Raw genomic sequence first — 25,436 nt, forward strand, 5'->3', positions numbered from 1 at the left:
AGGACTTGCCTGCCTTTATTGACTAATCATCAATGAATTATGAGTTTAAATGCTCAATTTGATCAATTAACGCTTCGCAAAGCCTTGGTCTTGTAGGTATTCAAGCATGAATGGGCGCACTTCGCTGCCAAAAGTCGAGGCAATTTGGGCGCTCCAGTCCAAATCCAATCCGCGTCCTTGATAATATTCACGCACCACATCATTATACTCTGCCAGCGCGCGCTCATCTGGCACTTGGTAAGTATCTGTAGACACCAGTACATCCAGTGGCAAGCGCGGGCGCTGCGATTGATTGATCTTAGAAGACATATCTGGGTGACCCAAGCACAGCCCAAACAAAGGCACCACATGTTTTGGCAAGCCCAAAATCTCGCCTGCACGGCGAATGTCATTGCGTAGGCTGCCGATATAGACGCCGCCAAGCCCTAAGCTTTCTGCAGCCGCCAGCACATTTTGTGCCATCAAAGCGGCATCAATCGCCCCAATGACCATCACTTCTGTCCAGTCAGTCTGCACATCAGCAAGCTGATTATGGCGATGACTGTCCATACAAAACACCAAATACTCAGCACAATCTTCTACATAAGCATGACCCAAACGCTTACCATCAGCAAGTGCCTGCTCATACTCTTCTTGGCTCATATTACAAGAAATTTGTCTTAGCTGAGTGCGCTTAGACTTATCCACCACGCGGATGATGCTTGCTGCCTGAAGAAAACTTGACGTCGATACCGCACGTCCTGCCTCAAGTATCGCGGTGAACATTTCCTCAGAAATCGGCTCGCCTGTGTACTTTCGAATCGAGCGGTGGTTCATTAAGGTTTCTAAAGTGGGTTGACTGTTTAGCATCATTGTTTCCTTTTAAAGCTTAAAGTATGAATACCTACTTCATATTAACAAATTTTTTGGGGATGACGCAACCGCTACGCCACCAAAGCGCTCCGCCATGTTAAATTCGCCCAGCAAGATGACACTTATATGAATAACTTGGCGAATTTTGCTATAATAAAGGTCAAATACGACTTATTTTGAGTAATTTTAAGAATAATAAGGACACATTATGGCAAAAAAACCAAGCAATCAGATCTGCGCTAATAAAAAGGCGCGGCATGAATATTTTATTGAAGAAACTTATGAAGCAGGCTTAGTGCTTGAAGGCTGGGAAGTCAAATCCATTCGCGCAGGCAAAATGTCAATCACCGAAAGCTATGTGATCTTTAAAAATGGTGAAGCGTTTTTATTTGGTGCGCACATTCAGCCACTTTTGACCAGCTCAACACACGTCAATCCTGATAACATTCGCACACGTAAGCTTTTGCTAAATCGCCGCGAGATTGACAAGCTCTATGGCATGGTGAATCAAAAAGGCTATGCGGTGGTGGCGCTGTCTTGTTATTGGAAAAATGGGCGCGTCAAATGCGAAATCGCCCTTGCCAAAGGCAAAAAGCTGCACGACAAGCGCGCAACACTCAAAGAGCGTGATTTTGCGCGTGATAAACAGCGCGGCTTTAAAAATCAACTGTAAAAATCAAAAAACGATGCTAATTTGGCATCGTTTTTAGTGGCTGCGTCATCAAGACTAACTGCGCTGCTCATCTTTTTGGCGATTCGCAAACAGCCCTTGGATAATCAAGCACACCACCGCCGCCCAAATCAGTCCATAACTTGCCAACATACCCAAGCTAAACACGCCGCCCAAAATCGTAATCGACAGTATGAATAATAAAACCGGCTCAAGATAACTTAGCATCCCAAATAAACTGACAGGCAAAAGGCGGCTGGCTTCGATATTAGTCGCCATTGCAAGCACGCTGATCGCCCCAAGCCCCAATGCCTTGATCAGCAGCGTGCCGCTGCTTGTGACCATCGCCGCATCGCTCATCAAGATGCCCACTAAGCAAATCGGCGCAATGATCGATAAATCAACAAACAAACCTGTCAAGGCACGCACCCCAAGCAATCGCCGCATCACATAATAAATCGGATACGTGCCACACACCCAAAGCGTCGCCCAGCTGATGCCGCTGGTGCGCCAAATCTCTACGCTCACACCAGCCGCCGCCAGCGCCACGGCAAGTGTCTGCAGCTTGGTCAGTCTTTCACGAAACACCAAAAACCCTGCCACGACCATCGTCAGCGGAAATAAAAAATACCCCATCGACACCTGAATACTCTGTCCATTCACCGGCGCCCACATAAACAGCCACAGCTGACTTGCCAAGATGGGCGTGGGTAGCAGCAAATACACCCAAGATTTGGCGCTATGGATCGCCTGCAAATCAGCCTTAACCTGAGCCATCTTGCCCGTCATCACCAAAAATGCCGCCATGCACAGCCACATCATCACCATGCGCCAAAAAAATACCTGCGTCCCCGTCAAAGGCGCCATCCATTTGCCATAGGCGTACAGCACACCAAAAAGCACATTGGACAATGCCGCAAGGATCACCCCAATCATCAGCTGATTGCCAGTCAACAGATGGCTCATTTGAAAAATCCTGCCTGTGTATCTCAAGACCGCTGTCATCATAAAGACCGTCGCATCCTAATTATTGATGGTAAATTGATTAAAATAATAGGCGTATTGTAAGAAAAAAGGATGATACAATGTTCAAATAATCGCTGCTATCATGAGTATATTTTTCAAAATTCTATGGATTGTGATAAAATTTCTCATATTTTTGGAATTTATAATAATGCATAAACTTGATCATATTGACAAAAAAATTTTAAACATACTGCAAGACGATGCCACCTTACCCCTAAAAACGATCGCTGAAAAACTGCAAATCTCCACCGCCACAGCGCAGCGGCGCATCAGTCAATTAAGCGATGTCAAAGCGATCGAACGCACCGTCGCCATCGTCAATCCTGCCAAAGTCCACAGACCGCTGATCGTGCTTGTACTGATCAAAATGACCCATTCAAACACGCCAATGCAGCACCGATTTGAAAGACTGATGGCAACACATCCGCAAGTGCTCAGCTGCTATGAAATTTCAGGGGATTATGACTTTGTGCTGACGGTTGTGAATAAAGACATGCAAGATTATCATCGCTTTACGCGCCAAAATCTGTCTGGTGATAATAATGTCGCTAATTTTAATAGCCAATTTGTGATGAATTCGGTAAAATCTAGTACAAAAATTTATTTGGATGATTGATATGCCTGTGTTTAAGTTTATCATACCGCTTTTGGCGGTTGCACTCATCGGCTGCCATGACCGCAGCACTGAAGATAATTTAAAACTCATCCATGATGACGCTAAGGCTGCCAAAACCACCGATGATCATGAAAATTTAGACAATCCCCATGATTTTCAAGCGCTACTAGATGAGCTTGGGGCAGATCATGAGCCTTTGGCGTCGTCAATTCAGCCCATCATCACCGAAGATGGCAAAACAAAAATTGACTGGTCGCACATTGATACCAAGACCGCCAAAGTGGATAAAACTGCCTTTGATTATCCATTTTTGATCGACAGTGAGCCTGTCGTTAATTATGCCAATGTCTACAATATCAGTGCTGAACAAGCGCAATATTCTATGCTGCTATCCATGGCAAGCCCAGAAGCGCTTGGTAAAATCGTCGATCAGCTTGGCAATCAGTATATCGCTCATCGCTTTCGTGATGGCAGCGATCCTGCGCTGATCATTCAAGTGACGCCTGATGTCGTCAATGAACAGCATAGCTATATTATCTCTGATAAATTTGCTGAAGGCTTGGAGCTGCCCATTGAGATTGTATCGACTCAAAACGCTCAATAAATCAGCGAATCAAAAAGGGTTTGAGTTTTACCAAATCAGTGCTTGGCTTTGGCTTTGACCGAGCCTAAATAAATGGCAGCCATGGTGAGTGCCGCGCCTAGCCACTGTATGGCGGTGATGGATTTATTTAACCAAAAATAATCCAGCATCAGTGCCGCTACAGGTTCAGATAATAATAACAGTCCCGTCACCGCCAAGCTCAGACGCGGAATACTAAACGCAATCGCACCAAAAGCCAAGCACTGCATGACTGTGCCATAGACCAAGATCCAGCCAAGCTCATGGGGTGTCTTGGGCAGGATCTGACCTTGATCCAGCCAAAGCATCAAAGGCAGCACCGCCATCGCACCCCCTGCACCCACCAAAGCCATCAAGCTAAACAGTGGCGTCGGCGCATGATAATGCACTTGACGAACCCAAGTCAAAGAAATCGCAAGGCAGGCACCAGAGACGATCCCTGTCACAAAGCCCAAGCCTGCCTGCCCATTATGCCTAAACTCAGGACTGGCAATCAGCGCTACACCCATCACCGCAAGCATAAGACTAACAAGCTGCATCCGATTTTGACGCTCGCCAAAAAAACAAAAGCCAATAAACGCCAAAAAGAAAATTTGCAAGCTATTTAACAGGGTAGAAATGCCAGGACCTACCGCATGGATGCTCTCATGCCATAGCGCCAAATCAAGACCAAGCGCGGCGCCTGCAAGCAGTGCATATACCAAGGCAGGTTTTGATCGGGGGAACTTTTGGCGAAACAAGAGCGCGAGCAGCACAAATACGATAGACGACACCGCCAATCGCCAAAATGCCATGGCATAAGCGCCAACATCGACATGCACCACAATCAAGCTGCCCATGCCAAATAAGATACACCCGATCAATAGCCCAAGCATGGGCAGGGTTTGTGGATTATTTATCCGACTCATCGCTGCTATGCCTGATCGTATGAAGTCAGTAGTGCTAAAAATTCATCTTCTAAAACGACTGCAACACCAAGCTTTTGAGCTTTTTCAAGTTTGCTGCCGGCTTTTTCACCAGCAAGTAGCCGTGTGGTCTTCGCCGACACGCTGCCGGCAACTTTAGCACCCAAAGCAATGAGTTTATCTTTGGCTTCATCGCGCCCCATACTTGCCAAAGTACCAGTCACCACCCAAGTCTCGCCAGCCAATGGCAGCGACGATGCGTCGGGCGTATCCATCGCCTGCCAATGAACACCCGCCTCAATCAGCGCCTGCACCACTTCAATATTATGCGGCGCGCGAAAAAAATCGTAAATTGATTGGGCGGTTACTTCACCGATATCAGGGACAGCTTGCAGCGCTTCTAAATCCGCATCAATGATTGGCTGCAAATCGCCAAACTGCTGCGCCAATGACAGCGCTGTGCTTTCACCAACACCGCGGATCCCCAAGGCAAAAATAAAACGTGGCAAGGTCGTTTGTTTGGATGTTTCGATAGCAGCCAGCATTTTGGTGACTGATTTATCACCCAAGCCTTCTAGCGTCATCAAATGCTCAGCCTGCTCATGGAGCTTATAAATATCCGCCACCGTCCGAACCAGCCCCATTTCAAAAAACTTAATCAGCCACTGACCGCCCAAGCCATCAATATCCATCGCACGGCGAGCAACAAAATGAATCAGCGCCTCTTGCTGCTGGGCGGCGCAGTACAGTCCGCCAGTACATCTTGCCAGCGCCTCACCGTCTGGCAAGGCGACAGGCGATTGACAAACCGGGCAAGTGCTTGGCAAAGTGATCAAACCAGCATCGCTAGGACGCAGCTCAGTGATGACCCCGGAGACCTTGGGTATGACATCACCTGCTCGGTGGACATTGACCATATCGCCGATCATCACCCCAAGACGCTCAATCTCACCAAAATTATGCAGCGTGACATTACTGACCGTAACGCCGCCCACATTCACCGGCTCAAGCTTACCAACAGGTGTCAAAGTCCCTGTCCGCCCCACTTGCCACTCAACACCCATCAGCCTGGTAGGCACAGTTTCGGCAGGGAATTTATACGCAGTCGCCCAGCGCGGTTCACGGCTTAAAAATCCCAATCGCGCCTGCAAACCCAAATCATTCACCTTAATGACCAAGCCATCAATTTCAAAAGGTAACTGGCTGCGCGTTTTGATAATGTGGGCATAAAATGCTTGAATCTCATCAAGACTTTTGGCGACCTCAAAAGGCGCGGTCTCAAATCCAAGCTGACCAAGCCACTGCATCGCGCCTGACTGCGTGGTGATGCCATCTGGTAATCCATCATTCACCGAATACCCAAAAAACGCTAACGGACGCGCGGCGGCGATGGCAGCGTTTAACTGCCTGAGCGAGCCTGCGGCGGCATTGCGCGGATTGGCAAAGGTTTTTTCGCCGCGTGCGGTGCTTTCCCGATTTAATTTTTCAAAACCTGCTTTTGGCATCAGCACCTCACCGCGGATCTCAAGCCGCTTGATTTGCTCACATCCTGCCAAAGTCAATGGCAAATTACGGATTGTTCTGACATTATGCGTGATGTCCTCGCCCACCTGCCCGTCGCCGCGCGTGACCGCTTGGATGAATTGACCGCATTGATACTTTAGCGATACCGCCAATCCATCAAGCTTTAGCTCCATTTCATACTCATCAATGACCACGCCCAATCGCTCATTGGCACGGCGCAAAAATCCTGACATATCATCAGCATTGAACACATTGCCCAGTGATAGCATCGGCACCTCATGCGCCACTTGGGTAAAAAATGGTAGCGGCTCACCACCAACTGTATTGATCGGGCTGTCAGGCTGTATCAGATCGGGATACTGCTCCTCAAGTGTCATCAGCTCGCGGCGCAGACCATCATATTCGCCATCAGAAATCGTCGGCGCATCCATCACATAATACGCATGATTATGGCGCTTTAGCACCTCGATCAAGGCGCGCATCTGAGCGATGATCTTATCATCAGCTTTGGCAGAACTGCCTTTGGATGCGTCATCAAAAAAAGAAGTTTGGGTATTCATAATTCTACTTTGGTTGGTATGCATTGGGCTTAAGTGCCCTATTTTAGCAGAAATTTTTATATGTTTTTGAGTATTTCGGTGGTGATCAGCGGTTATAGATTTTTGAAAATTCAATCCAAGATCAATGAATCGCTACGCCGTTTTCAGTCAAAATTAATCACTTTTGAATAAATTTTGAATTATAATAATGGCTTTGATTGGCTCATCATTTCAGCGCCACAAAGTAATCTTTGGGCGTCAATTTTTATCAACTTAAGATCATCTTATGACCGACTTTTCTTTCAAAGCACATCTTGAGCGCCAAAATATTACCATCTCTTGGCAGCGCTATAGCATCGACGCCCTGAACTTTATGGCGCTTGGTTTGTTTTCGTCGCTGATTTTGGGATTGATTATCAAAAATTTGGGCACTTGGCTTGGATTGCCTTGGCTGGTCGAGATCGGCACGCAAGCACAAAGCCTAATGGGCGCAGCCATTGGCGCTGGTGTGGCTTATGCGCTCAAGGCGCCGCCGCTGGTGCTGTTCACCTCGATCACCACAGGCTTTGCAGGTGCGGCGATGGGTGGTCCTGTTGGGGCATTCGTGGCAGCGCTGATTGGGGCAGAGTTTGGAAAATTTGTCCATCGCATGACGCCTTTGGATATCATCGTCACGCCTGCCACGACGCTCATCGTCGGCATGGCAGTGGCAGGATTTATCAGCCCTGCCATCGATCGGCTGATGGTGAGCCTTGGGCAATTTATCATGTGGGCGGTAGAGTTATCACCGATTGTGATGAGCATTGTGGTGGCGGTTGCGATGGGTCTGATTTTGACTTTACCCATCTCAAGTGCGGCGATCGCCATCAGCCTTGGGCTTGGCGGTTTGGCAGCAGGGGCTGCAACGGTCGGCTGCGCAGCGCAGATGATCGGCTTTGCGGTGATGAGCTATCGTGATAATGGCATCGGTGGCGCGCTGGCATGTGGGCTTGGCACCAGTATGATTCAGGTCCCTAACATCCTAAAAAATCCCAAAATCTGGCTACCGCCCACCCTATCAGGCGCCGTGCTTGCCCCCTTTGCGACGGCGGTGTTTGGCATGACCAATATCCCTTCAGGGGCAGGCATGGGCACCTCAGGCTTTGTCGGTCAGATTGGCACGCTTGATGCCATGGGTATCAGTCCCATGACTTGGATGCTTATCATCAGCTTTCATGTCATTTTGCCTGCGATTTTGACTTGGATATTTGCCAAGCTATGCTACAAAAAAGGCTGGATTAAAACAGGCGATCTGCGACTTAATAAATAGCCAAAGCGCGCTATCGCCAAAGATTTCGGCAAGTGGATTAAGGGTTTTGTGGGTAGCCTTTACTCAAATTGGCAAGTCAAAAGCCAGTGCAATTCTGCCAAAAAATTGGTATCATTATCAGCATCGCCACACATTCAAATCATGAGATCGTGGCAAATCTTCTTAATTAAGGCACTATTATGACCGCTCCTTTAAATGTCCATGTCATTGACCATCCCCTTGTCCGCCACAAGCTGTCACTCATGCGCGAAAAAGAAACCAGCACTTATAAGTTTCGCACGCTGACCAATGAGCTTGGGCGACTGATGGCGTACGAAGCCAGTCGAGATTTTGAGATCGAAAGTTTTAGCATGCAAGGCTGGTGCGGTGAAATCACTGGCGAGCAAATCAAAGGTAAAACAGTCACTGTGGTACCCATCTTACGCGCAGGCTTGGGGATGCTTGATGGTGTCCTTGATCTATTACCTACCGCCAAAATCTCCATGGTCGGACTTCAGCGCGATGAGACGACGCTAGAGCCTGTGCCGTTTTTTGAAAAATTTGTCAATGACATTGACCGTCGCCCTGCCTTGATCTTAGATCCAATGCTAGCAACAGGTGGTAGCATGGTCGCCACCATTGATATGCTCAAAAAACATGGCTGCACCAACATCAAAGCATTGGTGCTGGTCGCAGCACCTGAAGGCGTGCGCTTGGTCAATGAAGCACACCCCGATGTCAAAATCTATACCGCCGCCTTAGACAGCCATCTCAACGAAGACGGCTACATCATCCCAGGTCTTGGCGATGCTGGCGATAAGATTTTTGGCACCAAGCAGGCTGGCTAAGTCATTATAAAAATCAGCGCTTTCATTTAAGATGAAGGCGCTGATTTTTTGGCTACTTGTTTTGCTGATGTTTCATATTTTTAATTTACGATATTATAAAATGATTTCAGATCACTACTTAAAATTTTTGACCACATCAGCCAACATCTCATAAGAATCGTGCTGTTTTTGGACATCATAAATATAGCTGACTGCCATCAGCTCATCGGCTTGAACTTGGCTTTGTAATTGCTCAAGCTGATCTGCCACCGTCTTAGGCGAACCAAGCAAGCGGCATGACATCATGCTATCAGCCATCTGTACAATGTGCGGCGGAATGTGCGCGTCGATGTCTGTCACGGGCGGCTTCATGCCACTGCGCTGACCTGTCACCACATTTAAGAAAAACTGTAAACTAGTACTGGCTAACAACTTCGCTTCGGCATCAGTATCTGCAACAAACGCATTCACCCCCACGATCACCTTAGGCGCATCAAGTACCGCCGATGGCTGAAAATACTCACGATAAATCTGCACCGCCTGCGCCAAAAAGCGTGGTGCAAAGTGCGACGCAAAGGCATATGGCAAGCCCATTTGAGCCGCCAAATACGCGCTTTCGGTACTCGAGCCCAAGATATAAAGCGGTACTTTTAGGCCTTTGGCAGGATAGGCGCGCACTTTGTCATTATCCGTCTCGTCACCAAAATAAAATTGCAGCTCCTTGATATCATTTGGAAAACTCATCGCAAAATCATCATGATTACGGCGGATGGCGCGCGCAGTCGCAGGATCTGTACCCGGCGCGCGCCCAAGCCCCAAATCCACCCGATCAGGATATAAGCTCGCCAATGTCCCATAATACTCTGCCACCACAAAGGGCGAGTGATTGGGCAGCATGACGCCGCCTGAGCCGACGCGAATATGCGCCGTCCTATCTAGCACACGCTGAATGAGCAAACTGGTCGCAGAGCTCGCCAAATACGGCGTATTATGGTGCTCAGCGATCCAAAAACGGCTCAGTCCTAATTTTTCGGCATGCTGAGCCAGTGCTACGGTATTATCCACCGCCTGAACGAAGCTTTCGCCCTGACGAAATGGGGATAAATCTAAAATGGATAAATCAGTCATCATTTTACCTTCTTTTTATGATCGTTCAGCCAAAATCTTGTTTGACAGTTTTGGGCATCTGATCAATATATGGGGGCAAATGATGCATTTACCAGTTTGATATTTCATTGATACAACATATCAATTTATCTAACAGCCCTCACTTGATTTGACTAATTTTAATTAATAGTGATCAATCAGATACTCTAACGTTGTTTTTAATTTTACGATTCTATCTTCTAAGTCTATACCCTGATCATCTTGAGTGATCATAAGTTTGTTGTCTTTGGTCAAGATATTTTCCTGAATAAGTTGATCAATGATGTCTTTAAATAGGTCTTCGCACCTGAATACAAATCCATCATTAGCACACTTGATCGAAATAGAAAGATCATTGTGGTTAAGGTTTCAGAATCACTGTCGTCATAAAAACCTATATTTATCAGGTGTGTAGTGGCAGAATGATCGGATAGCCTATCGCAGATTATCATACTTTAGTCTAGCAATGATCTCACGGCACAAATCACAAATCAAGACTCAAAAAGTGGCTGAGCGCAATCCAAATCAGCCGTATTCAATAGGTATTTGCTTTGGCATAAGGTGGTTTTTATTTCCACTAATAAAACAAACGGCTAGCATGGCAGGCTAATAATCCCCGAACCAATCTACAAGATATAATAGCTGCCAACCCCTTGATTTTGAACAACAAAAAAGCCCAAATCTTTCGATTTGGGCTTTTTAAAATTTGGAGCGGGAAACGAGATTCGAACTCGCGACCCCAACCTTGGCAAGGTTGTGCTCTACCAACTGAGCTATTCCCGCTGATCAGCATTTGCTGTATGGCTGCGTATTATACACCAAAAATATATGCCGTCAAGCCATTTTTACAAAATTTTTGCAATAATTTGGCAAAATGATGAAATCTGATGGCAACTCACTGATTTACATTACAATTTCACCAAACTTATCTATCAGTTGCTTGACACAGTCAAACGCACGCCCCATTTGGCGAACCAATGTGCTTCATCTTGAATATCAATGACACACGCCTGATGTTCGGGGCGATCGATTTTTACGGTCACATGCCAGTGATTATCGTCAATGGCAAGTTTTAGCTGATGCTTAGACATCTCAAAGCGCCCATGATTGGCGACAACCGACAAGCGCAATAAAAGCGCCAAATAAGCCAAGCCCACGCCGCCATTTTTGATGATGCGCTCGCAGTCATCCCCATTGATGGCGCGGCGATGATAACGAACCAGCCAAGACAGCTTTTCTTGATCGGTACGCGAAAACCCTGCCATATCTGCATGTCTGAGCAGATAGCTTGAGTGTTTATGATAGCTGCTATGCCCGATGGCAAGCCCCACTTCGTGCAACAAAGCTGCACGCCTGAGCATCTGCTCACCTTCTAGCGCCAAAGCCAAAGGCTCATGCACCTGATTAAAAAGCGCGCCTGCGGTCTTGGCGACGCGTTTGGCTTGTTTTTTATCGACACCAAATCGATCAATCAGCATCGCCACCGAATCATCACGCACATCATGAAAATCCATGCGTGATAACATGTCATACATCACGCCTTCTCTGAGCGCGCCATCACAGTACCTAAGCAGACGAATCCCAAACACACGCATGATCGCAAGCAAGATCGCCACGCCTGCAGGGAAAATGGCTTTTCGGTGCGACTTGACACCCACCATATCGATGGCATCGATATGACCACAAGAAATCAAAGACGATTTTAATTGCTCGACGCCTGCCAAAGTGATCTCATTACCCAGCCCAAACCCTGCGATCGCTTGTTGGATGGTCTTAATGGTGCCTGATGATCCCACTGCCTCATCAAAGCCAGTTTTTTTATAGCGGTTGCCATGCTTGATGATTTCTTTTTGGGCGGCATAAATCGCCTTTTCAAATGACAACGCACTGATGCTACCATCTCCAAAAAACTGCTGCGTAAACCCTGCCACGCCCACCTGCGTACTTTCGGTGAGTATGGAGGTGAGATTTTTACCGATAATCAGCTCTGTTGAGCCACCACCAATATCAACCACAAATCTTTGCTTATGACTTGGGCAGGTGTGCGACACGCCTAGATAGATCAGCCGCGCCTCTTCGCGTCCTGAGATGATCTCAATCTGCACAGGCAAAATATCATTAGCGCGCGCGATAAACTCTTGGCTATTGGCAGCGCGCCTTAGTGTATTGGTCGCCACGATACGCAGCCGAGAGTTATTCACATCACCCAAACGCCCTGCAAATCGCGCCAAGCACTCAATGCCGCGATCGATCACAGCTGATGATAAGTGATTGTGCTCATCAAGCCCCATTGCCAACTGTACTTTTTCGCTCATCGAAGCGATGCGTCTAAGCTGATCGCCATGGCGCTCAGCGATGGCTAGGTGGATACTGTTTGAGCCGATATCGATAGCGGCTAATTTTTCGGTATCTGATAGGGGCATCTGTTATATCGCTTGTGTTTGTAAGGTCTGTGTAGAGATGGTTTGACTTTTGGGAAAAATGATATGAAAGGTAGAGCCAACGCCTTCTTCTGAGCTGATTTCTAGGCGGGCATTGTGCTTATTTAGCACATGCTTCACGATGGCAAGTCCAAGTCCCGTCCCGCCTGTCGCACGGCTACGCCCACTGTCCACCCGATAAAATCGCTCAGTCAGCCGCCCAAGATGCTCACTACTAATCCCAATGCCATTATCGGTCACCGACAGATGAACATCACCGCCATCTTCTTCATAGATGATATCAATTGCCCCACCTGATGGCGTGTATTTAATGGCATTTAAAACCAAATTAATAATCGCACTGTACAAATAAGCCTCAATCCCCAAAATATTTTTATCGGTATCCAGATGAATATCAATCAAATGCCCCGCTTGGTTACTGGCAGATGCTTGATCAAATACTTGCATCAGCAGGCGCGGCATATTGACTTCAGCCATCGGCTTGGTTTCATCACTTTCAAGACGCGACAGCATGAGCAGATCATTGATTAAGTCATTCATACGGATAGCCTGCTCACGCATAAGTTTGAGCCCACGCGCCCACGCAGGCTTAACATCATCAGTCAGTGTAAAATTCTCAAGATAACCCAAAATCACTGTCAAAGGCGTACGCAGCTCATGCGACACATTACCCACAAAATCTGTCCGCATCTGCTCAAGCTGCTGCATGCGCGTATGATCTTTGACCATGACAGCGCAGCGATCATCCGTCAGTCGCACCAAGCGCAGGTTTAGGACATTGCCTGTAATCGTCGGGTGATTTTGGCAAAACGAGTGGGGCAAACTTGGATCTTTATAGATGTCATAAAGCTGCTCAAACGTGCTATTTGCAAACACTGTGCTTGGCAAGGCATGACCTTGCGTCTCATCAGAGGCGATACCAAGCAAGCGCTTGGCGGCAGGATTGATGTACTCAATCGCCAAGCGGCTCATATCCATGACCACGATACCATCAGGCAAATTCTCTACCAATAAACCAAAATCGGCAGCAGAGTGTTTCATGATTATTTATCCGAGAACCGATAGCCTGTACCGCGCACTGTTTGAATCAGCGTATCTGCCCCATAAGGTGCCAGCAGCTTACGCAGACGACGAATGTGCACATCCACCGTACGCTCATCAATATAAACATTACCGCCCCACACCGCATCTAGAATCTGAGCGCGTGTATAGGCACGCTCTGAGTGCATCACAAAAAAGCAAAGCAGACGATATTCGGTACTACTCATGGTGATCTCAGCATCGCCTGCCATGACTCTTTGGCTGGCTGTGTTGATGGATAAATTACCCGCCTGCATCAGCTCTTTGCCCATGCCGATGCCTGTGCGGCGAAGCACTGCCTTGACTCGGCTGATCAGTTCTCGAGTACTAAAAGGCTTGGTGATATAATCATCCGCACCCGCATCGAGCCCATACACTTTATTATCTTCTTCACCTTTGGCGGTGAGCATGATGATGGGGATATCAGCAGTGGTTGGGTTTTTCTTGAGTCTGCGCGCAAAATCAATCCCAGACTCTCCATGTGGCATCATCCAATCCAATAAGATCAAATCAGGCTTTTCGTCGACCACAGCCACATAAGCGCCTTGGGTGTCATAGGCTTGAACCACATCAAAATCCGACAAATCCAAAGTCCCCGCAATCAGCTCATTGATGGCAGGCTCATCTTCAACAACCAAGATTTTTGCACTCATTGATGGCGAACTCCCTAAAACGGCTTTTGGGTAGGTTGAATAAGGCTTTTGGGTAAGGGCTGAGTTAAATTGTAACATAAATATTGTCCGATAACAGCCACAAAACATGGCTTAATTCGTTTAACAAACTTTAATTAATTCATAAAAGTAAGAAGACATCGACCAAAATAAAACCCAAGGAGTGCTAAGCACGCCTTGGGCTGTCCGCCAAAGCCCTTTGACCGATCAAAATACGACACCTTTGATCGCCCCACCAAAGCTTGGGCCCAAGACAGAGACTCTTGCTTGATCAATCAGCCGTGACGACCAGCGATATAATCTGCCGTTGCTTGATTTTGCGGATTGTTGAAGATTTGGCTGGTTTCGCCCATCTCAATCATATCGCCCAAATACATATAAGCGGTGAAGTCAGAGCAGCGAACCGCTTGCTGCATGTTATGCGTTACGATCGCGATGGTATAATCTTGTTTTAGATCATGGATCAGCTCTTCGATCGCACCTGTTGAGATAGGGTCTAGGGCTGATGTTGGCTCATCTAGTAGCAACACTTCAGGGCGCGTCGCCACACTGCGCGCGATACATAGACGCTGCTGCTGACCACCTGATAAAGATAGACCTGATTTTTTTAGCTTGTCTTTGACTTCATTCCATAGGGCAGATTTTTGAAGCGCCCATTCAACGCGATCATCAAGCTCAGATTTAGATAAATTTTCATATAACTTCACACCAAACGCCACATTGTCATAAATTGACATGGCAAATGGGGTTGGCTTTTGAAAGACCATGCCAACGCGCGCGCGTAGCAAGTTAACATCGACGCGGCTGTCTAAGATGTTTTGGTTATCCAAGATAATCTCACCTGTCGCACGCATGCCTGAGTACAGGTCATACATACGGTTTAGCGTGCGCAAAAGCGTTGATTTACCACAGCCTGACGGACCGATAAAAGCGGTAACTTTTTTATCCAAAATATCTAAATTGATATTTTTAAGCGCCTTATAATCACCATAATAAAAGTCAAGATTACGCACTTGTACTTTGGCGGCAGTTTGGCTTAGAGTTTTATCATCGGTGTTGCTATCAGTAAACGCTGTGTTCATGGTTGGGTTCAGACTTTGGTTAAGTGTATTCATGTTGAGTTTTCCTTATATTTGGCAAGTGTTCAAACACTTTGGCTATGTTGGCTAAGATCAATTGACTCTTAATGCGCTTTGGACGATAAAGCACGAGCGATGATGTTTAACAGTAATACCGCAAAAGTGATCAGTAGCGCCGCTGCCCATGCCAAAGCATGCCAGTTGTCATACGGACTCATCGCAAACTGATAGATGGTATTTGGTAAGTTTGCCATCGCTTGAGACATATCTGTGCTAAAGTATTGGTTATTTAGCGCGGTAAATAGTAACGGCGCAGTTTCGCCAGCAATACGAGCAAAAGCAAGCAGCACGCCTGTAATCACACCTGCTTTGGCGGATTTTAGGGTAATGTGGCTGACCAATTTATATTTTGGCGCGCCTAGTGCATAGCCTGCTTCGCGCAGGTTATTGGGCACAAGTAGCAGCATGCTTTCTGTGGTGCGCACCACCACAGGAATCACAATCACCGCCAAAGCAACAACGCCTGCCCAGCCTGAGAATCCGCGACCTTGAACCATCAAAGCAAATACGAACAAACCAATCACGATAGAAGGTGCTGACAGCAAAATGTCATTCATAAAGCGCGTGGCACGACCAAGCCAGCCGCCTTGGTCAAATTCTGCTAAGTACACGCCTGTCAAAATCCCAATCGGCGTACCCACCGCAAGACCAGCAAAAGAAATCATGATCGAACCGACAATGGCGTTACGCAGACCACCTTCGGCCATCGGCGGTGGTGTATCCATACTAAACACTGGCATAGACATCAAGCCTTGGATACCTTGGGCAAATAACGTCACCAAAATCCAAGCCAACCAAAACAGACCAAAAGTCATCGCAACAGCGGTCAATCCCATCGCAAAGCGGCTCACCGCACGGCGGCGATGATACTTTGGCATATGGATGCGATTGGCAAAATTTGCTTTTTCATTAATCATGGTATTATCCTTATTTTCCAGCTCGCTTGTCGATCTTCATCAGCATAAGCTTAGAGGCTGATAATACAATGAAACTAATCACAAACAGAATCAAACCTAAGTGTAGCAGCGACGATAAATGCATCTCGCTTGAGGCTTCAGCAAATTCGTTAGCCAAGGCTGAGGTGATCGATACCCCAGAAGTAAATAGGCTTGTATTGATATTAAAGGTGTTACCAATCAAGAAAGTCACCGCCATGGTCTCACCAAGCGCACGGCCCAAGCCCAAAATCAGACCGCCGACCACACCCGCTTTGGTATAAGGCAGCACAACTTTAGTAACAACTTCCCAAGTAGTCGCACCCATGCCATACGCCGACTCTTTTAGCAAATCAGGCACCACCAAAAACACATCGCGCATGGTCGCAGCGATGAATGGAATGATCATAATGGCAAGTACCAAACCTGCCGTGAAAAGACCGATACCAATAGGCGCACCAACAAACATCTGACCGATGATCGGCAGTCCTGCCAAATGATTGATCAGCCATGGCTGCACGGTATCACCGAACCAAGGCGCAAAGACAAACAGACCCCACATACCATAGATAATCGATGGAATACCAGCAAGCAGCTCAATGGCGATACCCAATGGCTTTTTTAGGAAGTTTGGGCAAAGTTCTGTCAAAAAGACAGCAATACCAAAACTGACTGGCACGGCAATCACGACCGCGATAATGGAGGTGACGATTGTGCCATAAATTGGTGCCAATGCACCGAACTGACCAGCGACTGGATCCCAGTTACTGCTGGTATAAAAATTTAAACCAAATTCGCGAATACTCGGCATTGCACCAAAGACTAGTGACAGCATGATACCGCCTAAAGTCAAAAGTACAAGCAGCGCAGACAGTTTGGTTGTCCAAACAAAAGCGCCATCAAGTCGCTTTTGGCGACTGAGTCTGGCGGCGAGTGCTGAATTTTGGGTGGTCATTTGGGAATTCCCCTGATTTTGCTAAATTGGCTGTATTTTAAGAAATAATGGGCTTGCCAATTCTGACAAGCCACATTTCAAGAAGTCATCGCAGCTTATAGGGCAGCTTATTGTGCATAAACTGCATTGCCGCTTGAGTCTTTCACTTCGCTCCAGCTTGCCTTGAACAGCTCAACCGCTTTGTCGCTGAATGGTACATAGTCAAGATCTAGCGCTGCTTGGTCACCATTGGTGTATGCCCAGTCAAAGAATCTTAGAACACCAGCAACTTGCTCAGGATTTTCTGGGTTTTTGTGTACGATGATGAAAGTTGCAGCAGCGATTGGCCATGCGCCTGCAGTTTCTGAGTTGGTTAGCACTTGGTTAAAGCCAGGTGCTGCTGACCAATCGATGTCACCTGCAGCAGCGAAGCTGTCAGCTGATGGCTGAACAAATTCGCCAGCGGCGTTTTTAAGTGCCACATGAGACATGCCATTTTGCTTGGCGTAAGCGTATTCTACATAGCCGATTGAGTTTTTGATGCGGCTAACATAGCTTGCTACGCCTTCGTTACCTTTACCAGCAGCGCCTGAAGAAGCGGTTGGCCATTTGATGGCTTTGTCTACGCCCACTGAGCTTGCCCAGTCGGTTGAAACTTTATTTAGGTAGTCAGTGAAGTTAAAGGTCGTGCCTGAACCGTCTGAACGGAATACTGTGGTGATGTCAGCATCTGGCAGTGTCAAATCTGGGTTAAGTGCAACAATCGCAGGGTCGTTCCACTTCGTCACTTTACCCAAGTAGATATTTGCCAAAGTTTCGCCATCTAGCTTAAGCGCGCCAGCTTCGATACCTTCGATATTCACCACAGGCACAACACCGCCGATCACTGTTGGGAACTGGATTAGGTTTTCAGCGTTTAGCTCATCCACAGTCAATGGCGCATCTGAAGCACCGAAATCAACAGTTTTAGCGATGATTTGCTTGATACCACCTGAGGAACCGATTGATTGATAGTTCACTTGACCGCTGGTAGCTTCTTTGAAATCAGCTGACCATTTGGCATAGATTGGTTGTGGGAAAGATGCGCCTGCGCCTGTGATGTTGATAGCAACTTGTTCCATAGCGGCTGGGGCAGCGTCAGCTGGAGCTGCTGTCGTTGCAGCTGGTTCTGGCTGAGCCGCTGCAGCTTGTTCGTCTTTTTTGCTACAAGCAGTTAGCGCGATAACAGCAGCGACAGATAGGCTGATCAATTTGATGTTCGTTTTCATCATAACTCCGTTGGGTAAACTCTATTAAGGATATGGATGTTAAAAGCTAAGGAGATTTATCACATAAGTTATGCGTATTGTAAAAATCGTGCATGACGATTTAATGACTGACAGATGACGGTTATATGAAAATTATATGACAATTTGATGACAAGGCTTTTGGCAGGCAAGTCAGGCGAGCTTTAAATAAACTGGCTTTTAAAAAATAGCGACTGAAATAGTGATTCTATGAATAATGATAATTTGTGAATTTTTTGTTTAGATCGCTAGGCTTATAAAAGGCTTTGGTTTATAATCACTACAAGCGTTACGATTTTAAGACATCACAGGCATTCTACGAGGGATGAGTATGCAAAGTTTCATCAAAAAAAATGTTTTGGCAGTGACTTTGGCTGCAGCCACTGTCGCACCGATTGCTGGCTGCTCTAGCACCACCAGCGCAGGCGTGGTGGGCGCCGACAGAAAACAGCTATTATTGGTTTCAAGTGAAGAGATCATGCAGCTGTCCAATCGAGCCTATCTACAAACCATCAATGAAGCGCGCGCCAAAGGTAAGCTTGATAATAATTATGCGCAAGTTCAGCGCCTTCGCCGCATTGCCAATCATCTGATTCCACAGACGACAGCGCTGCGTCCAGATGCGACCAGCTGGGATTGGAAAGTGCATGCCATCACCGATAATCAAATCAATGCCTATGTCATGCCAGGCGGTAAGATTGTCTTTTATACTGGCATCATTGAGCGGCTAAAGCTGACTGATGCCGAAATCGCTGCCATCATGGGGCATGAGATGGCGCATGCGTTGCGTGAGCATTCTCGCGAAAAAGCCAGCCGAGGCGTCGCCACCCAAGGCGTTCTGGGTATCGCAGTGAGCGCGCTTGGGCTATCAAGCGGTCAAGCACAGCTGGTAGGCTTAGCAGGTCAGCTGGGACTGGACTTACCGCACTCGCGCACCCAAGAAGCAGAAGCTGATAAAATTGGCATTGAGCTGATGGCACGCGCAGGCTACGATCCAAATGCTGCGGTCACTTTGTGGCAAAAAATGCAGTCAGCTGGTGGTGGCAGCGTGCCGCAGTTTTTGAGCACACACCCAAGCTCTGCCAATCGCATTAGCAATCTAAAAGCCTTGGTGCCAACGGTGATGCCACTGTATCAGGCAGCACCCAGACGCTAATTGATCAAATTAAACTAGTTAAGTGATATGATGAATAACCCAACAGCAGCGGCGCTGAGTGCAGCACTACAAGCGCTTAGCCCTAGCACACTGTCATTGCAGAACGAAAGTCACATGCATGCCGGCTATTTTGAGGGCAAAGAAAGCCACTTTAAGCTTTTGATTGTCAGTGAAGCGTTTGAGGGGCAGCGCTTGGCTGCTCGCCATCAGGCAGTCTATGCCTTGGCTCAGCCTTTTTTGATGAGTGGCGGTGGCACGGTTCACGCCCTTGCCATCCATGCCTATACGCCTGATGAATGGGCGAAGCTTGAGCAAGCACCTGACAGCCCTTTGTGCGCTTCTCGTCGCTGATAATCTGCCTTGGCGTTATGATCTATGATTAAGTTAAGGCTAAAAATTGATTTTAATAGGGATTTTATGATGAAAAAATTCATGATCACCGCAGCCTCTGCTGTCGCGCTGGCAGGCTGTGCCACTACTGGCAATATCACGCCGCAGTATGTCAATCCCAATATGTATCACAGCTATGACTGCACTCAGCTGCAGTCAGAAGTGCGCCGCGTCACCACTTTGGTCGAAAGAGCTCAAAATGAGCAAATTGGTTTATCCGCCTCTGGCATTGGGATCGGTGTGACAGGCAGCCGCCACGGCATCTATCCAAGCATCAGCTGGGGCGTGGGCACCAATAGCAGACAGCGCGCCGCCAAAAAAGAGACACTCTCTCGCTTATATGGTGAGCATGATGCCATGATTCTTGCCGCTCGCCAAAAACAATGTGCATTTGCCCAAGGTGTGAAAATCTACGGAGAATAACTGATGAGAGTGCAAAATCTACTGCCTCATTGGGTTTTGCAGCTCATTCAGCATCCGCGCACGGCTCTATCAGACATCCCTGCTGGGCTTATGATGGCGGTATTGGTTATCCCTCAAAGCCTGGGCTATGCCGCCTTGGCAGGTCTACCGCCCATTATGGGGCTATATGCCGCCATCGCGCCTGTGATTGTCTACGCATGGATAGGCGCCAGTAGCGTCTCATCTATCGGTCCAGTGGCCATTACCGCCATCATGACCGCATCAGCACTGACTGGCTATGCCGCTGGCAGCTTACAATACAACTCACTTGCCATCATTCTTGCCTTTATGGTAGGCGGGATTTTATTGATCGCTGGGCTGATTCGTCTGGGCTGGATTATGCAGTTTGTCAGTCGTGGCGTCGCCTCAGGGTTTATCAGCGGGGCAGCAGTATTAATTATTTTTAGTCAAATCAAGCACATCATCGGTGTCCCTTTAAATGCTGACAGCTTGATTGACCTGTTTTTAAGTGTTTATACCAGCACTCAACCCATCCATCTGCCGACAGCTTTACTTGGGGTTAGCGTCACCCTTTTATTGATCATCAGTCGTTATGGTGAGGCGATGATTTGGGGCTGGCTGCCGACTCAGTGGCGCGGCTTTGGCAATCGCTTTTTTGTCATTTTAATTGTCGCCCTCTCCATTTGGCTCAGTCATCGCATGGGATTTGAGCAAATGCAGATCAGATTGCTACAACCTTTGCCCACAGGTTTACCCAAAATCGCTTTTCCCAATTTTTCTGTAACCACTTTATTAGATTTATTACCCTCGGCGCTCTTGATCGCGCTGATCGCTTTTATTTCGTCAAGTACGATCTCAGCACAGCAGGCACGGATACGCGGTGAGCCGTACGATGCCAACAAAGAGCTTGGGGGCTTGGGTTTGGCGAACATCACCAGCGGTGCCTTTGGTGGTTTTGCGGTCGCAGGCGGTATCTCGCGCACCAGCCTAAACCTGTCTGTGGGCGCCAAAACACCGTTAGCGTCCATCATTTGCGCCTTGGGCGTGCTAATGATCTTGCTTTTTTTGGGGCGCTATTTGGCAGGTCTGCCCTATGCCATTTTGGCAGCAGTGATCATCAGCTCTGTCATCTCGATGGTTGATACCAAAACCTTTATCAGCGCGTGGCAGCTGGATAAATTCGATGCCATTTGTTTTGGTATCACCTTCTTTACCTCGATTATTTTTGGTTTAAATAGCGGTTTGGTTGTCGGACTTTTGGCAAGTTTTGCCGCGATGATTTATCGCACACATCAAGTACACATCGCCATTGTGGGGCGCGTCGGTGACAGCGAACATTTTCGTAATATTGAGCGGCACGAAGCAACCACGTTTGATGGACTGCTGCTTTTGCGCATTGATGAAAGCTTGTATTTTGGTAATGCTCAGTCCGTTCTTGCCAATTTAACCCAGCTGTCTGACGACCCCAGCATTCATGACATTGTCCTGATGATGACTGCGGTCAATCACGTCGATTTATCTGCCCAAGAGATGCTTATCACCTTCAATCAAAGCTGCATTGAGCGTGGTCAGCGCCTACATTTGGCTGAAGTCAAGGGTCCTGTGATGGATATTCTAAAGACAAGTCCGATGGTTGAAGATCTGTCAGGGCGTATTTTTTTAAGTGCCAATCAAGCAGTTCAAAGCCTGACCAAGCCCAGCACAGACCTTTGAACCAGCCCTACCTTATTCCATTTTGAAACAATGACAGCTGTAATCGCTAAATACTGTCATAAGCTTATGCCAAATCACAATTGCAAGTCATCTTGGCATTGGGTATCATAAATCCAAAACAAATATCAAGGATTCACCCATGCACAGTCAAATCACCCTTTACAAACAAATCCATCCTAAGCAATGTCATGGACTTGCCAAATTAGGCTTTAAAAGTTTGATTAATCTGCGTTTTGATGATGAAATTGATGGGCAGCCCAAAGGGTCTGACATTGCTCAAAGTGCCGAAATCGCTGGACTTAGCTATCACACCCTGCCGATTGATATTGATGACATCCATCTCGCCCAAGCCCAAGCGTTCGCTGATCTGATTAAAGATGCGCCAAAACCTGTGATGGTATTTTGTGGTACAGGCTCACGCGCCAAGCGCCTGTATCAATGCGCGGTCGTCTCGGGTTTGATCTGATCAGGCTATAATGATCTTTGGGTCATCATCCAATTAAAATACACAGCCTTAAAATGGCACTGGACTGGTCCAATCCATCCAAATGCCATGCGTTGGGTGTTTTAAGCGAAGCTTGTGAGCGTGTAGATTTAAGCGATTTGACAGTGTAAGCGCCACATCTTCAGCATAAATGGGATCACCGATCATCACATGACCCAGATATACCATATGCACCCTAAGCTGATGACTACGCCCTGTGATGGGCTTGAGCGCCACTCGAGTCACAGGATGCGCCCTGCCGCTCTCATCACAGCGCAGCTCATGATGTAACACTTCATAATGGGTCAGCGCCCGCTTATTCCAATCCATATCGACAATATGACGCGGCTTGGTTGTTGGCTCATAGCGCACAGGCACATCAATGACACCCTTTTTATCGTCTGTCATCAATGTTCCAAACACAACGGCTTGATATTCTTTTTGGGGAATGCGGTCAATGAACTGCTTACTGATGTGCGTTTGAGCCTCACTGGATTTAGCAAAAATAATGAGCCCTGAGGTATCCATATCCAGTCGATGAATGAGCTTAATGTTGGGATTAACGCGTAAAAGTCGCGACTGCAAACTGACCTTTAGCACGCGTCCATCGACACTCAAAAGCCCAGCTGGCTTATCTAGCACCCAAATGTCCTCATCTTCATAAATCGTGATTGATTTGGCAAATTCGTGAAAAAATAAGTCATCTTGCGCAAGCTCTAGCGCATTCATGCGAAGAATATCAGCATCAGTTAGGGTCATCTTTTATTTGCTCAATCAGTAAGTTTGATAAATTCAATCGCCCACTCAGGGCTTGGGGCAGAAAGGCTATTATTATATCATGACTTAGCACCCAAGCTGACATCTTGAATTTTTTTGCAATAAACCACATAATGCTTCATAGGCAATCGCCATTTATCCACTGTAAAAAAGGAAGTATATTATGTCAATTATTAATGCCACTGATGCCAGCTTTGATGCTGATGTTTTAGGTTCTGATGAATTAGTTTTGGTTGATTTTTGGGCGGCGTGGTGCGGTCCATGTAAAGCCATCGCACCTGTACTGGAAGAACTTGCCGAAGATTATGCCGGTCGTGTCAAGATCGTCAAAGTTGATGTCGACGCCAACCCTCAATCTGCAGCGCGTTTTGGCATTCGCAGCATCCCAACGTTATTTGTCTTTAAAAATGGTGAGCGTGTTGACACTGTGGTGGGCGGTCGTCCAAAATCTGAGTTTGCCGCTTTGCTTGACAAGCATTTGTAATAGACCGATTCATCTTAAAACCTGATTTGATCATTTTCAAATCAGGTTTATTTTTGGATAAAATTTTTGAGAATTTGACCTAAGTTTGCCGCTCAACTCTTGACAAACGCTTGATTTGCGCTTAATATGAGCGCACCTGCAATCACCTTCTCAGATTGCATTTTTCTTTTTCTACCTCATGCAAATCTATCATTCTGCTTTTTTAGGCTGATCATTCACACATCTTACCTATCTATGAACTTAACCGAACTAAAAAGAAAATCCGTTGGCGAGTTACTTGCGATCGCTGAATCCATGGGTCTGGACAATATGGCTCGCAGTCGCAAACAAGACATCATTTTCGCCATTTTAAAGACACATGCCAGAAATGGCGAAGCAATTTACGGCGATGGCGTGCTTGAAATTTTGCCTGATGGATTTGGTTTTTTGCGCTCAAGCGAAGGTTCATACTTGGCAGGGCCAGACGACATCTATGTCAGCCCAAGCCAAATCCGCAGATTTAATTTGCAAACTGGCGACTCCATCGCAGGGCAGATCCGCCCACCTAAGGACTCAGAAAGATATTTTGCTCTGTTAAAGGTGAGTGAAATTAACTTTGATACGCCTGATCGTAGTCGCCACAAGCTGATTTTTGAAAACTTGACGCCGCTGTTTCCTACCAAGCAGCTGGTGCTTGAGACAGGCAACGGCACGACCGAAGACTTAACTGGGCGTATCATTGACTTGATCGCACCGATTGGTAAAGGTCAGCGCTCTATCATCGTAGCGCCGCCCAAAGCAGGTAAAACGGTGCTATTACAGACCATCGCGCAAGCCATCACCAAGAATCATCCTGAGTGCCATCTGATTGTTTTATTGATTGATGAGCGCCCAGAAGAAGTGACCGAAATGCAGCGCACCGTGCGCGGAGAAGTGGTTGCCTCTACCTTCGATGAGCCGCCGCAGCGACACATTCAAGTTGCCGAGATGGTTATCGAAAAAGCCAAACGCTTAGTAGAACATAAGCAAGATGTGGTCATTTTACTTGATTCTATCACACGCTTAGCACGCGCTTATAATACTGTTATTCCCTCAAGTGGTAAGGTGCTGACAGGCGGTGTGGACGCTCATGCACTTGAGCGCCCTAAGCGCTTTTTTGGTGCTGCCAGAAATGTGGAAGAAGGTGGCAGCCTAACCATCATCTCAACCGCATTGATTGATACAGGCTCAAAAATGGACAGCGTCATTTTTGAAGAATTTAAAGGTACAGGCAACCAAGAAATCACCTTGGAGCGCGAGCTGGCTGAGCGCCGAATCTTCCCTGCCATTAATATCAAAAAATCCAGCACTCGCCGAGAAGAGCGCTTGCTTGATGAAGAAACTTTGCGCCGCGTTTGGATCCTTCGTAAATTGATGCAGCCAATGGAGGACTCACAAGCCACAGAGTTTTTGCTTGAGCGCCTAAAAGACTCCAAAACCAATGAAGAGTTTTTTGAACAAATGGTTAAAAAGGCTCAAAGCTGAATCCA

The 25,436-nt window shown here is 47.1% G+C and carries 25 protein-coding genes and 1 tRNA gene; 12 read left to right on the forward strand and 14 right to left on the reverse strand.

All coding sequences use genetic code 11. The features are described 5' to 3' along the window. Nucleotides 1-66: 66 nt before the first annotated feature. Nucleotides 67-849 (reverse strand): oxygen-insensitive NADPH nitroreductase, encoded by a 783-nt coding sequence (gene nfsA, locus U0021_RS03965; protein WP_114801111.1) that lies wholly within the window; start codon nt 847-849, stop codon nt 67-69. A 211-nt stretch (nt 850-1,060) separates the two neighbouring features. Here nfsA and smpB point away from each other — a divergent pair, with 211 nt between their 5' ends. Beyond that, entirely contained in the window at nt 1,061-1,525 is a 465-nt protein-coding gene (gene smpB / locus U0021_RS03970; RefSeq protein ID WP_049235842.1) for an SsrA-binding protein SmpB, read from the forward strand. Between the two features lie 54 nt (nt 1,526-1,579). Here smpB and rarD read toward each other — a convergent pair whose 3' ends face one another. After that, entirely contained in the window at nt 1,580-2,488 is a 909-nt protein-coding gene (gene rarD / locus U0021_RS03975; RefSeq protein WP_114801110.1) for an EamA family transporter RarD, read from the reverse strand. Between the two features lie 208 nt (nt 2,489-2,696). Between rarD and U0021_RS03980 the strand changes: the two genes are divergently transcribed. Next, nucleotides 2,697-3,164, forward strand: coding sequence for an Lrp/AsnC family transcriptional regulator (locus U0021_RS03980; RefSeq protein WP_227538747.1), 468 nt, complete (start codon nt 2,697-2,699; stop codon nt 3,162-3,164). Between the two features lies 1 nt (nt 3,165). Then, nucleotides 3,166-3,768 (forward strand): hypothetical protein, encoded by a 603-nt coding sequence (locus U0021_RS03985; protein WP_227538746.1) that lies wholly within the window; start codon nt 3,166-3,168, stop codon nt 3,766-3,768. A gap of 35 nt (nt 3,769-3,803) precedes the next feature. Here the strand turns inward: U0021_RS03985 and U0021_RS03990 are convergent, their stop codons facing one another. Beyond that, entirely contained in the window at nt 3,804-4,694 is an 891-nt protein-coding gene (locus U0021_RS03990; RefSeq protein WP_114801108.1) for a DMT family transporter, read from the reverse strand. Between the two features lie 5 nt (nt 4,695-4,699). After that, complete coding sequence (ligA, locus tag U0021_RS03995; RefSeq protein ID WP_114801107.1) at nt 4,700-6,775, reverse strand: NAD-dependent DNA ligase LigA; 2,076 nt, start codon at nt 6,773-6,775, stop codon at nt 4,700-4,702. A gap of 265 nt (nt 6,776-7,040) precedes the next feature. Between ligA and U0021_RS04000 the strand changes: the two genes are divergently transcribed. Continuing rightward, nucleotides 7,041-8,063 (forward strand): PTS transporter subunit IIC, encoded by a 1,023-nt coding sequence (locus U0021_RS04000; protein ID WP_114801106.1) that lies wholly within the window; start codon nt 7,041-7,043, stop codon nt 8,061-8,063. A 179-nt stretch (nt 8,064-8,242) separates the two neighbouring features. Next, nucleotides 8,243-8,890 (forward strand): uracil phosphoribosyltransferase, encoded by a 648-nt coding sequence (upp, locus tag U0021_RS04005; protein ID WP_114801105.1) that lies wholly within the window; start codon nt 8,243-8,245, stop codon nt 8,888-8,890. A gap of 114 nt (nt 8,891-9,004) precedes the next feature. Here the strand turns inward: upp and U0021_RS04010 are convergent, their stop codons facing one another. From U0021_RS04010 to pstS, 9 genes are all read right to left on the reverse strand, one after another. Continuing rightward, nucleotides 9,005-9,997, reverse strand: coding sequence for an LLM class flavin-dependent oxidoreductase (locus tag U0021_RS04010; protein WP_049235836.1), 993 nt, complete (start codon nt 9,995-9,997; stop codon nt 9,005-9,007). A gap of 725 nt (nt 9,998-10,722) precedes the next feature. Further along, nucleotides 10,723-10,798: transfer RNA gene (locus tag U0021_RS04015), tRNA-Gly, on the reverse strand. Between the two features lie 149 nt (nt 10,799-10,947). Beyond that, nucleotides 10,948-12,438: a Ppx/GppA phosphatase family protein gene (locus tag U0021_RS04020; protein WP_114801163.1), complete on the reverse strand. Its 1,491-nt coding sequence runs from the start codon at nt 12,436-12,438 to the stop codon at nt 10,948-10,950. 3 nt (nt 12,439-12,441) lie between these two features. Beyond that, a complete protein-coding gene (phoR, locus tag U0021_RS04025; protein ID WP_114801164.1) occupies nt 12,442-13,497 on the reverse strand; it encodes a phosphate regulon sensor histidine kinase PhoR in 1,056 nt (351 codons plus the stop codon). 2 nt (nt 13,498-13,499) lie between these two features. Next, nucleotides 13,500-14,189 carry a phosphate regulon transcriptional regulator PhoB gene (phoB, locus tag U0021_RS04030; protein WP_114801165.1) on the reverse strand — a complete coding sequence of 230 codons (690 nt, stop codon included), beginning with the start codon at nt 14,187-14,189 and terminating at the stop codon, nt 13,500-13,502. A 293-nt stretch (nt 14,190-14,482) separates the two neighbouring features. Next, nucleotides 14,483-15,289 carry a phosphate ABC transporter ATP-binding protein PstB gene (gene pstB, locus U0021_RS04035; protein ID WP_049237765.1) on the reverse strand — a complete coding sequence of 269 codons (807 nt, stop codon included), beginning with the start codon at nt 15,287-15,289 and terminating at the stop codon, nt 14,483-14,485. Between the two features lie 101 nt (nt 15,290-15,390). After that, entirely contained in the window at nt 15,391-16,263 is an 873-nt protein-coding gene (gene pstA / locus U0021_RS04040; protein ID WP_078256078.1) for a phosphate ABC transporter permease PstA, read from the reverse strand. 10 nt (nt 16,264-16,273) lie between these two features. Further along, complete coding sequence (pstC, locus tag U0021_RS04045) at nt 16,274-17,236, reverse strand: phosphate ABC transporter permease subunit PstC (RefSeq protein WP_049237728.1); 963 nt, start codon at nt 17,234-17,236, stop codon at nt 16,274-16,276. 107 nt (nt 17,237-17,343) lie between these two features. Next, complete coding sequence (gene pstS / locus U0021_RS04050) at nt 17,344-18,483, reverse strand: phosphate ABC transporter substrate-binding protein PstS (protein WP_049237730.1); 1,140 nt, start codon at nt 18,481-18,483, stop codon at nt 17,344-17,346. A gap of 349 nt (nt 18,484-18,832) precedes the next feature. Between pstS and U0021_RS04055 the strand changes: the two genes are divergently transcribed. The 5 genes from U0021_RS04055 to U0021_RS04075 all read left to right on the forward strand — a co-directional run bounded on the left by U0021_RS04055 (nt 18,833) and on the right by U0021_RS04075 (nt 22,649). Then, complete coding sequence (locus U0021_RS04055) at nt 18,833-19,657, forward strand: M48 family metallopeptidase (RefSeq protein ID WP_078256076.1); 825 nt, start codon at nt 18,833-18,835, stop codon at nt 19,655-19,657. Between the two features lie 30 nt (nt 19,658-19,687). Beyond that, nucleotides 19,688-20,008, forward strand: coding sequence for a BolA family protein (locus U0021_RS04060; protein WP_114801166.1), 321 nt, complete (start codon nt 19,688-19,690; stop codon nt 20,006-20,008). Between the two features lie 69 nt (nt 20,009-20,077). Next, nucleotides 20,078-20,470: a hypothetical protein gene (locus U0021_RS04065; RefSeq protein WP_327037552.1), complete on the forward strand. Its 393-nt coding sequence runs from the start codon at nt 20,078-20,080 to the stop codon at nt 20,468-20,470. Nucleotides 20,471-20,473: 3 nt separating this feature from the next. After that, on the forward strand, nt 20,474-22,183 hold the full coding sequence (locus tag U0021_RS04070; protein WP_114800643.1) for a SulP family inorganic anion transporter: 1,710 nt from the start codon (nt 20,474-20,476) through the stop codon (nt 22,181-22,183). A 139-nt stretch (nt 22,184-22,322) separates the two neighbouring features. Further along, on the forward strand, nt 22,323-22,649 hold the full coding sequence (locus tag U0021_RS04075) for a beta-lactamase hydrolase domain-containing protein (protein ID WP_049237738.1): 327 nt from the start codon (nt 22,323-22,325) through the stop codon (nt 22,647-22,649). Nucleotides 22,650-22,697: 48 nt separating this feature from the next. On the opposite strand, the gene U0021_RS04080 is transcribed toward U0021_RS04075, so the two are convergent. Beyond that, nucleotides 22,698-23,426, reverse strand: coding sequence for an RluA family pseudouridine synthase (locus U0021_RS04080; protein WP_114800644.1), 729 nt, complete (start codon nt 23,424-23,426; stop codon nt 22,698-22,700). A gap of 181 nt (nt 23,427-23,607) precedes the next feature. Between U0021_RS04080 and trxA the strand changes: the two genes are divergently transcribed. Beyond that, on the forward strand, nt 23,608-23,928 hold the full coding sequence (gene trxA / locus U0021_RS04085) for a thioredoxin (RefSeq protein WP_049237741.1): 321 nt from the start codon (nt 23,608-23,610) through the stop codon (nt 23,926-23,928). Between the two features lie 234 nt (nt 23,929-24,162). Beyond that, the gene (gene rho / locus U0021_RS04090; RefSeq protein ID WP_078256070.1) at nt 24,163-25,431 is read left to right on the forward strand and encodes a transcription termination factor Rho; all 1,269 of its coding nucleotides are present in this window, start codon (nt 24,163-24,165) and stop codon (nt 25,429-25,431) included. Nucleotides 25,432-25,436: the final 5 nt, after the last annotated feature.

Origin of the sequence: Moraxella canis, from assembly GCF_034424565.1 — a bacterium.
GTDB lineage: Bacteria > Pseudomonadota > Gammaproteobacteria > Pseudomonadales > Moraxellaceae > Moraxella > Moraxella canis.